Origin of the sequence: Streptomyces sp. NPDC058525 (genome assembly GCF_042719495.1) — a bacterium.
Taxonomy (GTDB): domain Bacteria; phylum Actinomycetota; class Actinomycetes; order Streptomycetales; family Streptomycetaceae; genus Streptomyces.
Genome location: NZ_JBHXNP010000005.1, coordinates 137081 through 148384, shown reverse-complemented (window position 1 = coordinate 148384; position 11304 = coordinate 137081). Strand labels below are relative to the sequence as shown.

Genomic DNA, 11304 nt, shown 5'->3' with positions numbered 1-11304 from the left:
GAAGAATTACCAGGAGACGGGCAGGCTCTTCAGCCCGAACACGGAGCCCTTGAGGCTCAGCGGCACCTCGTCGAAGGCGACGGCCAGCCGCAGGTCCGGGAACTCCCGGAGGAGGGCCGCCAGGCCGACCCGCAGGGCGACGCGCGCCAGGTTCTGGCCCAGGCACTGGTGGACGCCGTAGCCGAAGGACATGTGGCCCGAGGTGTCGCGGTCGATGTCCAGGTCCGCGGGGCAGCCGAACTTGGCCGGGTCGCGGTTGGCCGCGGGCAGCGACACCGTGACGGTGTCGCCCTTCTTGACGGTCTCGCCGTTCAGCTCGACGTCTTCCAGCGCGGTACGGAAGATCTCGTACTGGTTGATGGTGATGTAGCGCAGGAGCTCCTCGACCGCGCCGTCGAGCTTGGTCGGGTCCGCGCGGAGCTCCGCCAGCTGGTCCTCGTGGTGGAGCAGGGCGAAGGCGCTCACGGCCAGCGCCGGCCCGGTGGTCCCGTAGCCCGCGAAGAGCAGCAGGGCCACCATGTTGCAGATCTCTTCGTCGGTCAGCTGACCGTCGGAGACGAGGCGGCTGAGGATGTCGTCCTCGGGCTGCTGCCGCTTCCGCTCGATGAGCTCGAAGAAGTAGGTGAGCGCCTGTTCGTAGGCGGGGCCGACCTCGTCGGGCTTCGACTCGGGGTTGTGCATGATCTTCGGCGCGTGCGCGAACCGGTCGCGCTCCTCGTAGGGCAGGCCGACGACCTCGCACACCACCCGCAGGGCCAGCGGCTCGGCGAAGTCCTCGACCAGGTCCGCGGTCCCGCCGTGCTCGCGCATGGCCTTGATCTGCTCGTCGGCCATGACCTCGACGCGGGAGGTCATCTGGCTCGCGCGGCGGCCGGTGAACTCGCCCGTCAGCAGCCGCCGGTAGCGGGTCTGGTTCGGCGGGTCCATGTAGATGAACATCCCCGGGATCTCCGGGGAGTTCGGCGTCAGCTCGCCCCAGTGGGTCGTCGGGAAGTGACAGGTTTCCATGTTGTGGCTGAATCGCGGGTCGCTGAGGACCTTGCGCGCCAGCTCGTGACTGGTGGTGAGCCAGCCGACGTGCTCGTCCGGGTACACCATTTTCGCGAGCGGGCGTTCTTCACGCAGCGAATCGAATATCGCAGGAGGATCGAACTGATGGGTTCGCGCCCAGTGGTCCTCGAAGGAAATTGCGTCGCTCATGGAATCCTTCTCACTCGAGATGATGTCGGTGGCCCCGTTGGACGGTGCCGGGCCTATTCGGCCAGCTTCTTGAGGGTCTCGTACGCGGTCGCGAGGGAGCTCTCGGCCAGCGGCCGGAGCTGCTCCATCTGCGGAACGTGCGCGGCCATCGTCAGCTCGGCGGTCACGAACGTCAGGTCCTCCCCGAGGCCGACGGACTCCAGCACCGCGCGCAGGTACGGCTCCTGGAAGTCGAAGTCCTCGCGGGGGGTGCCCGGCGCGTACGAGCCGCCGCGCGCCTGGATGACCACCACCGACTTGCCGCTGAGCGGGCTGGCCTTCCCGGGCAGGGACATGTGGGCCGGGTGGACGATGCGGTCCAGCCACGCCTTGAACGTCGACGGGATGGAGAAGTTGTGCATCGGGACGCCGAGGACGACCGTCGACGCCTCGAGCAGCTCGTCGGTGATCGCCGCCGTGAGCTCGCGCTCCTGCGCACTCTGGCCGTGGTCCCCGTCCGGGTAGACGAGCGACTGGTGCACGGGGTGCGTGATGTGCGGGATCGGCTGGGCCGCGACATCGCGGTAGGTGTAGCCGCTGCCCGGGTGGCTGGTGCGCCATTCCTCGGCGAAGTAGGCCGACAGCTGACGCGACACGGATTCGGTGCCGATGCTCGAGTCGATGTGCAGGAGGTGCGACATCCCGGAGTCCCCTTAACGATCGAAGAAGAAATGTAGGTCTACGCGTCCCGCGACATTCCGTCGATGTACCGAATTCGTCGCGATGGGGCGGTCTTTGATCCTCTGGGGCCACACTAGATCCGGCCAACTGGGCAGAACATCCCTCAGCCTGGTAGGCCCGGGAAGGCAAGTCGGCGCACTTCGAGCACTGTTGTAGCGGACCTCAGGCATTCCCTGAGCAAATTCCGCCGGGAATTCGAAAGCCGCCGCCGCTTCGGAAAGCGGCGGCGGCTTCGGCGAGGGGCCGGAAGGGTCAGGAACCGGCCAGATCGACGGGCCGGCCCGTCCGCACCGACTCGTAGGCCGCCCCGATGACGCGCAGGGTGCGCAGCCCGGCCGCACCGTCCGGGCCGGCCGCCTGCCCCCGCCCGGCCGCGGCGGCGACGAACGCGCCGAGCATGACCGCGTCCAAGTCCGCCCCGGCGACCTCCCGCCGCTCACCGCCCGTGGCGGCGTCGAACCCGCCGAGCAGCCGCGGGCGGGCGTCGAACTCCACGCTCGCCTTCTCGCCGATGAAGGTCATGGCCGGTCCGCTGAGGGCCGACGGGTCCGCCGCCAGGATCCGGCTGCAGTCGATGGAGGCGACGGCGCCGCTCGCGTACCGCACGGAGACGAGCGCGGCGCTCTCGGCGTCCGGCCGCCCGCTGAGGACGCTGTTCGCCTGCGCGTACACCTGCTGCGCCGGCTCCCCGCCGAGCACCGCGTCCACCAGGTCGAGCAGGACCGCCGCGTTGGCGCCCAGCGCCCCGCCGTCCTGCGCTCCCCCGGTCGCGGGGGTGTTGTACGACCCGTGCATGGTCGTCAGCGTGCCGAGGGCCTCACCGGCGGCGATGCCCTCGCGGACGGCGGTGAACGCCGGGCTGAAGCAGGCCGGCGAGGCCAGGGTCAGCCCCACCCCCGCGTCCTCGCAGGCGCGCACCATGGCCCGGGCGTCCGCCTCCTCGGCGGCCATCGGCTGCTCGACCAGCACGTGCGCCCCGGCCCCGGCCGCCCGCTCGACCAGCTCGCGGCGGCGGTCGGCCTCGCTGGTGACCACCACGGCCTCGGGCCGCAGCGCGAACACCTCGTCCCAGCCGTCCGCGTACGCGGCGTCCAGCTCCGCGGCCACGGCCCGCCCCCGGGCGGGATCACCGGGCGCACCGTCGGGGTCCGCGATGATCAGCTCGACGCCGGGCATGGCGTGCAGCAGCCGGGCGTACGTCGCGGCGCGCTCATGGACGAACGACAACACGGCGACCTTCATGCGGCGGCCCCCTTCACGGTCAGTTCCACGGCACGTCCCGTCCACGCGGACTCCGCCGCGGCCTGGGTGATGCGGATGGCGGCCAGTCCGTCCCGCGCCCCCAGACGCGGCTCGGGCCCGCCCGTGAACCCCCGGGCGAACTCGCGGATCATGGAGACGAACGGCGTCTCCCCGAAGTGCGCGAGGTCCCCGGCCGAACCGCCGAACCCCTGGACCTCCTGGGGCCATTCGGAGTCGTAGAGCACCGTCCCGCCGGTGCCCGAGACGTGGCAGGTGAGGCGGTAGGGGGGCACCGGCGTCGCCATCCAGCGGCTGACGACCTGGCTGATCGCGCCGCCGGCGTGGGTGAGGACGGCGGTTCCGACGCCGACGGCTCCGGTGGGGGCCGGTGCGGCGATGTCGCCCTGGTAGTAGGCGTGCACGCGCACGACGTCCCCGAACACCCACTGGGCGAGGTCGACTCCGTGCAGCATCTGGTCGGTCACGATGCCGCCCGACCGCGCGGACGCCTGCCCGCTCCAGGGCCGCGGGTGGTATCCGGCCACCGTGAACCGGGCGACGGTGCCCGCGCCGATGCCGCCCGCCGCCACCAGCTCGCCGAGCCGGCCGTACGCCGGGGCGAACCGCACGTTGTGCGTCGGGTAGAGCCGTACGCCGGCCCGCTCGGCAGCATCGACGATCTCCTCGGCCTCGGCGGTGGTGCTCGCCAGCGGCTTCTCGCACACGACGCCCGCACCCGCGGCGATGGCGGCCATGGCCATCGCGTGGTGGGTGCTCGTCGGGGTGCAGATGTCCACGACGTCCACGCCGTCCAGCGCTTCCTCCAGGGAACCGACGGCCTTGGCACCGAACTCGCGCGCGAGCTCCTCGGCCCGGCCGTCGGTGGAGTGGACCCGCACGGACGCGCCGATGGTGGTCCACGCGTCCAGATGGAACCGTGCGATCAGCCCCGCGCCCATCAATGCCACTTCGAGTCGCTTCACGGCATCCCCCGCCTTTCTTCCCGATCGTCCTGACAGGCGACCCGGCTACGGGAGCCCTCGGCCGGGCACAGCCCCGGCACGACCGCCGACGCCCAGCACGTCTGAAGTCCGATCAGTCTCACCCGCACCACCCGGCGGGGACCATCACCAGCGTGGGTAGTCTCAGCGGCCGCCGTGGCGGGGGGATGCGCTCAGCCGTGGTTGACGGGGAGGACGTCCGGGGAGAGGGCGCCCGCGTGGGCGGCGGCCGAGGTCATGCGCTTGCGGTGGTGGCGGCGGCACAGGACCTCGTAGCCGATCTCCTCCGCCGGGCGGTTCACGTCGCCGACGACGACCTGGGCGCCCTCGACGACCATCTCCCCGCCCACCGTACGGGCGTTGTGCGTGGCCCGCGCCCCGCACCAGCACAGCGCCTCGACCTGGAGCTGCTCCAGCCGGTCGGCCAGCTCGATCAGGCGCTGCGAGCCCGGGAAGAGCTTCGTGCGGAAGTCGGTGGTGATGCCGAAGGCGAAGACGTCCAGCCCGAGGTCGTCCACGATCCGGGCCAGCTGGTCGATCTGGGCGGGCGTGAGGAACTGCGCCTCGTCCACGATCACGTAGTCGGCCTTGCCGCCCTTCGAGAGCTGCGCGACCAGGTAGGCGTAGAGGTCCATGCCCTCCGGCGCCTCGACCGCCTCCGTCACCAGCCCCAGCCGCGACGACAGCTTGCCCTCGCCCGCCCGGTCGTCACGGGTGAAGATCACGCCCTGGAGCCCGCGCGCGTCACGGTTGTGGGCGATCTGGAGCGCCAGGGTGCTCTTTCCGCAGTCCATCGTTCCGGAGAAGAACACCAGCTCGGGCATGGGAAGTACGGGACCTTTCGGGTCGTGGGCGGCGGGGAGGGGTCGGGCAGGGGAACGCGGGCGGTCAGGTGCGGATCTCGAGCAGCGGGACGAGCTGCTCGGCCGCGGTCATGGAGCCGTGCATGCCGACGAGCGCGGACTCGTTGGGCTCGTTGCGGGAGGCGGTGATGGCGACATCGGCCTGGGCGGCGGCGACCACGTCGCCGATCCGGCCGAGCACCCGCTCGTCGCACTCCCCCGGCGCCCCGAACCAGCCCAGTTCCAGGGCCTCTTCGCGGCTCGCGACCCAGAACCGGTCACCGAGCACCTCGCGCCACACCGTCAGCACGTCGGCCTCGGCGCCCGGTACCGCGTACACGTGCCGGGCCCGGCCCTCGCCGCCGAGCAGGGCCACGCCCGCGCCCAGTTCCCAGTCCTCGTCGAAGTCGATCCGCGACTCCTCGTCGAAGGGGACGTCGACCATGCCGTGGTCGGCGGTCACGTACAGCGCGGTGCGCGGCGGGAGTTGCTCGGCGAGCCGCTGCACCAGCCGGTCCACGTACATCAGCTGGCCGCGCCAGGCGTCGGAGTTCACCCCGTGCCGGTGGCCGGCCCCGTCGAGTTCGCTGTAGTACGTGTACACGAGCGAGCGGTCGCCGGCCGCGAGCCGGTCCGCGGCGAGGTCCATCCGCTCCTCGCCGGTCATCCGGCCGAGGAAGGTGCCGCCGCTCAGCGCGATCTTGGTGAGCGGGGTGGTCTGGAAGGCGGGCGAGGACACCTGAGCGGTGGCCACGCCGGCCGCGTCCGCCTGCTGGAAGACGGTCGGGTACGGCTGCCAGGGCTTCGGCTGGGTCCACGGCTGCCAGCGGAGCTGGTTCATCAGCTCGCCGGTGGCCGGGTTGCGCACCGCGTAGCCCGGCAGGCCGTGCCGCGCGGGCGGCAGGCCGGTCCCGACCGAGGCCAGCGAGGTCGCGGTGGTCGCGGGGAAGCCCGCGGTGAGGGGGCGGCCGGTGCCGCCGCGCGAGCTGCCGAGCAGGGAGGTCAGGTACGGGGCTTCGTCCGGGTGGGCCTTGATCTGCTCCCAGCCCATGCCGTCGACCAGGAACACGCAGTTCCGGTCGGCCGGGGCCAGCTCGGGGATCGCGGCGGTGAAACCGGGGACGCCCTGGCCGGCCACGAGGGTGGGCAGCAGGTCGGCGAGCGAGCCCGTGCCGTACTCGGGGACGGGCGCGGCCGCGAGGTCCAGCAGCTCCGGCTCGTCCTGCCAGTTCTGCGCCGCGGGGTACGCCATCAGCGGGCGGAGGGGGAGGACGTGGCCGCCGTGGCCGCCGTGGCTTCGGAGAGTGCCTGCGCGAAGACCAGGGTCTGGCGCACCGCCTCCGGGCCGTCGCCCGCCTCGCTGACGCGCAGGCTGAGGTCGTCGGCGGTGGAGTTGCCGGTGTAGCCGTGGTCGGAGTCGCAGTTCGGGTCGCCGCAGGCGGCCGGCTCCAGGTCGATCCGGGAGACCGCACCCCAGCCGATGGTCAGGACGACCTCGCGGGGCAGGGTGCCGGGCGTGTAGGACTCCGGGTTGGCGACGACGCGGCTGAGCACCACGGAGGAGATGCTGGAGAGCTTGACCGACTCGGTGGAGGTGGTGGCGTACGGGGACGGGGACCCGGCGTCCGCGGCCTGCTCGTCGGTGTGGCTGACGATGAACCGGTTGCCGGTCAGGACCAGCACGGTGACGTGGCGGCGGACCTCGTTGGAGTCGAAGGTCGTCTCCTGGTGGACCAGGTACGACGAGATCGGCTCGCCGCCCACCGCGGCCTCCACGGCCTCGGCCACGAGGGCCGGGTAGTAGCCGCTGCGCTCGATCGCCGTGCGCAGCCCCTGGGTCGTCGTACCGGATTTCGCCATGAGGTCCATCCTAAGGCCCGTACGGGGCATCCCGGCCGCGCCCGGACCCGCTCAGTAGCTGGGGAGGGTCCGCGGGCCGAGATCGCCGCGGGCGGGCGGATGGGCGACGCGGACGGTGGCGCTGAGCACGGAGAGTCCCGCGGTGGCGACGACCACGGGCTCCAGGGAGACCCCGATCACCTCGGGGTGGTCGTCCACCAGCCGGGACAGCCGCAGGAGCAGCTCCTCCAGGGCGGGGGTGTCGACGGGGTCGCTGCCGCGCCAGCCGAAGAGGAGGGGTGCGGCCCGGATGGACCGGATCAGCCCGGCCGCGTCCCGGTCGGTGGCCGGGACCAGGCGGTGCGCGGTGTCCCCGAGCAGCTCGGAGGCGACGCCGGCGAGCCCGAAGGAGAGGACGGCGCCGGCGGCCGGGTCGATGACGGAGCGGACGACGGTGTCGACGCCGCGGGGCACCATCGACTGGACCACCGGCTGGAGCTCCGCCGGCTTGCCGAGCAGCCCGGTGAGGTCCTCGTACGAGGAGCGCAGCTCGGACTCGTTCCTGAGATCGAGCCGTACGCCGCCCAGGTCCGCCCGGTGGCGCAGGTGCGGAGCGGTGGTCTTGAGGGCGACCGGGTAGCCGAGGATCGCGGCGGCGCGGGCCGCCGCGTCGGGGCTGGGGGCGGGCAGGGCGGGCAGGACGCGGATCCCGTAGCGCGCGAGCAGCTCGCGGGCGTCCCACTCGGCCAGGGTGAGCACGGCTCCGCCGTCGACGTCGGCCAGCAGCCCGGCCAGCTGGGCGGCGGCCCCGGGCTCGTCGATGTCCTCGTACTCGGGCACGTGCCCGGCCTCGGCGTTGGCCCGCCGCCACTGCCCGTAGCGGACGGCTTCGGCGAGCGCCTTCACGGCCCGCTCGGCGGCGGGATAGCTCGGGATCCTCCCGCCGGGCCGCGGCTCGGCCGGGCCGGGCGCCTCGGAAACCGGCGGGGCCGAGACCGGCGGGACGGAAGCCGGTCGGGCCGGAGCCGGCGGGGCGGAAGCCTGCCCGCCGGAAGTCCGCGCGGCCGGGTCGCCCTGCGGCGGCGTGTCCGGCGGCCCGTCCGGCGTTCGCGGACCGGCGGCCTCCGCCACGGCGCCCACGGCGCCCGCGGCGGAGGCCGGCGGAGCCGCCAGGGCCTCGGCCAGCTCGCCCAGTTCCACGTGGACGACCGCCACCGGCTTGCCGGGATGCCCGGCGACCGCGGAGCGCAGGGCCGCGGCCAGGTCGTCCACCGGGGCCTGCTCGTTCACCCAGGGGATCGCGGTGATCACGACCGCGTCGTTCGCGTCGGAGGCCAGCGCCGCGGCCAGCTCCGTACGGAAGTCCTCGGGCGTGGCCGCGGTGGTCAGGTCGAGCGGCGGCAGCGGCCGCAGGCCCTGGGTCAGGCAGGCGTCGTAGGTCAGGACTCCGAGGGACTCGGAGTTCCCGAGGATCGCGACGCGCGGTCCGGCGGGCAGCGGCTGCGAGGCCAGCAGCAGTCCGGCGTCCACCAGCTCCGTCACCGTGTCGACCCGGATCACGCCGGCCTGCCGCAGCAGGTCGGAGACGGTGGCCTCCGGCAGCCGGGTGCCCGGGACCACGTGTCCGGCGGGGGTGTGGCGGCCGCCCCTGGCGACGACCACCGGCTTGGCGGCCGCCGTCCGGCGGGCGAGGCGGGTGAACTTGCGCGGGTTGCCGAGGGTTTCCAGGTAGAGCAGCGCGACGTCGGTCGCCTCGTCGTCGTACCAGTACTGGAGGATGTCGTTGCCGGAGACGTCGGCCCGGTTCCCCGCGGAGACGAACGAGGACAGCCCCTCGCCCCGGCGCACGAGGGCGGAGAGCAGGGCGATGCCGATCGCACCGGACTGCGTGAACAGGCCGGTCCGGCCGCGCATCGGCATCGGCGCGGGCGTCAGCGAGGCGTTGAGCTCCACGTCCGGCGCGGTGTTGATCACCCCGTAGGCGTTGGGCCCGATCAGGCGCATTCCGTACGAGCGCACCTGCTTCACGAGTTCGCGCTGGCGGGCGAGGCCGGCCGGGCCGCTCTCCCCGTACCCGGCGGACAGCACGACGAGCCCCTGGACGCCGTGTTCGCCGCAGGCGGCCACGGCCTCGGGGACCCGGTCCGCCGGAACGGCGATCACCGCGAGGTCGACGGGGGCGCCGATGGCGTCGACGGTGCGGTAGGCCCGTACGCCCTCGAGCAGGTCGAGCGCGACCGCCTCGTTGACCGCGTAGAGGTGGCCGTGGAAGCCGCTGTCGCGCAGGGTGCGCAGGGCGGCGGCCCCCACCCCCGCACCGGAGCGGCTGACTCCGATCACCGCGACCGAGCCGGGGGCGAGCAGCCGCTGCACCGAGCGGGCCTCGGCGCGCTGTTCACGGGCGCGCTGCACGGCGAGGGATTCGGCGGTGGGTTCGAGGTCGAGGGTGAGGTGGACGGAGCCGTCCTCGAAGCTCCGCTTCTGCTGGTAGCCGACGTCCGTGAACACCTTGATCATTTTGGTGTTGGCGGGCAGCACCTCGGCGGCGAACCGGCGGATGCCGCGCTCCCGGGCCACCGCGCCGATGTGTTCGAGGAGGGCGGAGGCCACCCCGCGGCCCTGGTGGGCGTCCTGGACGAGGAAGGCGACCTCGGCCTCGTCGGAGGGGCCCGACGCGGGCCGGCCGTCGGCGCCGATGCGGTCGTAGCGGACGGTGCCGATGAACTCCCCGCCGATGGTCGCCGCGAGGCCGACGCGGTCCACGTAGTCGTGGTGCGTGAAGCGGTGCACGTCGCGGTCGGAGAGCCGGGGGTAGGGGGCGAAGAAGCGGTAGTACTTCGACTCGTCGGAGACCTGCTCGTAGAAGCTGACCAGCCGGCCCGCGTCGTCCGGGGTGATCGGCCTGATCCGGGCGGTCCAGCCGTCGCGCAGGACGACGTCCGCCTCCCAGTGGGCCGGGTACGAAGGGTCCGACTCGGTGGTCATGGGCCTACCTTACGGCCGGAAACCGCCTGGCAGCCTGCGCGCGGCGCATCAGGCACACTAGGGCAAAACGATGCAAGCTGGGGAAGGTCGAACGGCGGAGGATTCGGGCCGAAGGTCGGTCCGAGCATTCCGGACGTCGTGAGAGACTGGTCTAGACAACCGTAAGAACCTGAAGGGCATCACCATGGCAGAGCGCCGCGTCAACGTCGGCTGGGCCGAGGGCCTGCACGCTCGTCCCGCCTCGATCTTCGTCCGTGCGACGACCGCTTCCGGCGTCCCGGTGACCATCGCGAAGTCCGGCGGCGACCCCGTCAACGCCGCCTCCATGCTGGCGGTTCTGGGCCTCGGCGCCCAGGGCGGCGAGGAGATCGTCCTCGCGTCCGACGCGGAGGGCGCCGAGGTGGCGCTCGACCGCCTCGCGAAGCTGGTCGCCGAGGGCCTCGAAGAGCTCCCCGAGACCGTCTGACCCTTCGGGTTCGACACCTCCGTCGCCCCCGCGACCGCTACGGCCCACAGGCCCGCCCGGTCCACACGCGAAAGCCGCGGCCCCGCCATCCGGGGGCCGCGGCTTTCGCGTTCGGGCTTTCGCGTTCGGGCAGCGGAATTCAACCGGCCGGAATTCATCCCGCGGGAATTTCGGCACACCGAATTCACGCCAACCGGAATTCCGGCAGCGGCGCACGAATACCGCTCCTTTGTATACGGCTCCTGTTAATGACGGCCGCTCGACATGTTTACGGCAGGTTGCGAAGTGCTCACGGTCGGCCGCGGCCGGTGCGCGCCCGCCGCCCGGTCGGCGTGGACGGCCGCCAGCGTCCGCGCCCGCTCCGCGTCCCCCCGCGCCACCGCGTCCACGATCGCCCCGTGCTCCGCCCAGGAGTCCACCGGCCGGGCCGGCGCCTCCACCACGTACATCCACGCCAGCTTGTGCCGCATCTGCGTCAGCAGCGCGATCAGGCCCGGGCTCCCGGAGGCCTGCGCAAGCGTCTCGTGGAACCAGCCGCCCAGCGACCGCAGATCCTCGCCCTGGCCCCGCCTGGCCCGCTCCTGGCCCAGCCTGACCAGCCCGCGCAGCACCTTGAGGTGGCCCTCGGTGCGCCGCCGGGCCGCCCTGGCGGCCGCCAGGGGCTCCAGCAGCATCCGCAGCTCGAGGAGGTCGGCGGCCTCCTGCTCGGTCGGCTCGGCCACGCAGGCGCCCGCGTGCCGCCGCGTGGTCACGAACCCCTCGGACTCCAGGGTCCGCAGCGCCTCGCGGACCGGGACCCGCGAGACCCCGTACCGCCGGGCCAGCACCTCCTCGGTCAGCCTGCCGCCCGGCTCGAAGACCCCGGAGACGATGTCGTCGCGGATCGCTGTGCATACCGCGTGCGCGGGAATACGCAAGACCGGACCTCCGCCATCTCCGATTTTCGACTGCCACGCCAAAAGCCGCGCATATCCGTGACGTCCATGCGCGCACTGCGACTCTATTGCAA

The 11304-nt window shown here is 72.9% G+C and carries 10 protein-coding genes; 1 reads left to right on the top strand and 9 read right to left on the bottom strand.

Annotation, left to right across the window (positions count from 1 at the left end; translation table 11 throughout):
• Positions 1-6 precede the first annotated feature (6 nt).
• From ACFWP3_RS04680 to ACFWP3_RS04645, 8 genes are all read right to left on the bottom strand, one after another.
• Entirely contained in the window at positions 7-1200 is a 1194-nt protein-coding gene (locus ACFWP3_RS04680) for a cytochrome P450 (protein ID WP_384216136.1), read from the bottom strand.
• Positions 1201-1253: 53 nt separating this feature from the next.
• Complete coding sequence (locus tag ACFWP3_RS04675; protein WP_384216134.1) at positions 1254-1880, bottom strand: FMN-dependent NADH-azoreductase; 627 nt, start codon at positions 1878-1880, stop codon at positions 1254-1256.
• Positions 1881-2172: 292 nt separating this feature from the next.
• Positions 2173-3162 (bottom strand): Gfo/Idh/MocA family protein, encoded by a 990-nt coding sequence (locus ACFWP3_RS04670; RefSeq protein WP_384216132.1) that lies wholly within the window; start codon positions 3160-3162, stop codon positions 2173-2175.
• Positions 3159-4145, bottom strand: coding sequence for a Gfo/Idh/MocA family protein (locus ACFWP3_RS04665; RefSeq protein WP_384216130.1), 987 nt, complete (start codon positions 4143-4145; stop codon positions 3159-3161). The genes ACFWP3_RS04670 and ACFWP3_RS04665 overlap by 4 nt, the downstream gene beginning before the upstream one ends.
• Positions 4146-4336: 191 nt before the next feature.
• Positions 4337-4987 (bottom strand): thymidine kinase, encoded by a 651-nt coding sequence (locus ACFWP3_RS04660; protein ID WP_384216128.1) that lies wholly within the window; start codon positions 4985-4987, stop codon positions 4337-4339.
• A gap of 64 nt (positions 4988-5051) precedes the next feature.
• Positions 5052-6257, bottom strand: a complete 1206-nt coding sequence (locus ACFWP3_RS04655) for an alkaline phosphatase family protein (protein WP_384216126.1) — start codon at positions 6255-6257, stop codon at positions 5052-5054.
• Complete coding sequence (locus ACFWP3_RS04650; RefSeq protein ID WP_384216124.1) at positions 6257-6865, bottom strand: DUF5998 family protein; 609 nt, start codon at positions 6863-6865, stop codon at positions 6257-6259. Before ACFWP3_RS04650 ends, ACFWP3_RS04655 begins: the two co-directional genes overlap by 1 nt.
• 51 nt (positions 6866-6916) lie before the next feature.
• Positions 6917-9829 (bottom strand): GNAT family N-acetyltransferase, encoded by a 2913-nt coding sequence (locus tag ACFWP3_RS04645; protein WP_384216122.1) that lies wholly within the window; start codon positions 9827-9829, stop codon positions 6917-6919.
• A 184-nt stretch (positions 9830-10013) separates the two neighbouring features.
• Between ACFWP3_RS04645 and ACFWP3_RS04640 the strand changes: the two genes are divergently transcribed.
• The gene (locus ACFWP3_RS04640; protein ID WP_030766390.1) at positions 10014-10295 is read left to right on the top strand and encodes an HPr family phosphocarrier protein; all 282 of its coding nucleotides are present in this window, start codon (positions 10014-10016) and stop codon (positions 10293-10295) included.
• Between the two features lie 245 nt (positions 10296-10540).
• Here ACFWP3_RS04640 and ACFWP3_RS04635 read toward each other — a convergent pair whose 3' ends face one another.
• Complete coding sequence (locus ACFWP3_RS04635) at positions 10541-11212, bottom strand: GntR family transcriptional regulator (RefSeq protein WP_384216119.1); 672 nt, start codon at positions 11210-11212, stop codon at positions 10541-10543.
• Positions 11213-11304 lie beyond the last annotated feature (92 nt).

Excerpts from the sequence above, each read along its gene's own strand:
- ACFWP3_RS04650 (WP_384216124.1), bottom strand. The coding sequence starts at position 6,865 with ATGGCGAAATCCGGTACGACGACCCAGGGGCTGCGCACGGCGATCGAG.
- ACFWP3_RS04660 (WP_384216128.1), bottom strand. The coding sequence starts at position 4,987 with ATGCCCGAGCTGGTGTTCTTCTCCGGAACGATGGACTGCGGAAAGAGC.
- ACFWP3_RS04670 (WP_384216132.1), bottom strand. The coding sequence starts at position 3,162 with ATGAAGGTCGCCGTGTTGTCGTTCGTCCATGAGCGCGCCGCGACGTAC.
- ACFWP3_RS04645 (WP_384216122.1), bottom strand. The coding sequence starts at position 9,829 with ATGACCACCGAGTCGGACCCTTCGTACCCGGCCCACTGGGAGGCGGAC.
- ACFWP3_RS04680 (WP_384216136.1), bottom strand. The coding sequence starts at position 1,200 with ATGAGCGACGCAATTTCCTTCGAGGACCACTGGGCGCGAACCCATCAG.
- ACFWP3_RS04655 (WP_384216126.1), bottom strand. The coding sequence starts at position 6,257 with ATGGCGTACCCCGCGGCGCAGAACTGGCAGGACGAGCCGGAGCTGCTG.
- ACFWP3_RS04675 (WP_384216134.1), bottom strand. The coding sequence starts at position 1,880 with ATGTCGCACCTCCTGCACATCGACTCGAGCATCGGCACCGAATCCGTG.
- ACFWP3_RS04640 (WP_030766390.1), top strand. The coding sequence starts at position 10,014 with ATGGCAGAGCGCCGCGTCAACGTCGGCTGGGCCGAGGGCCTGCACGCT.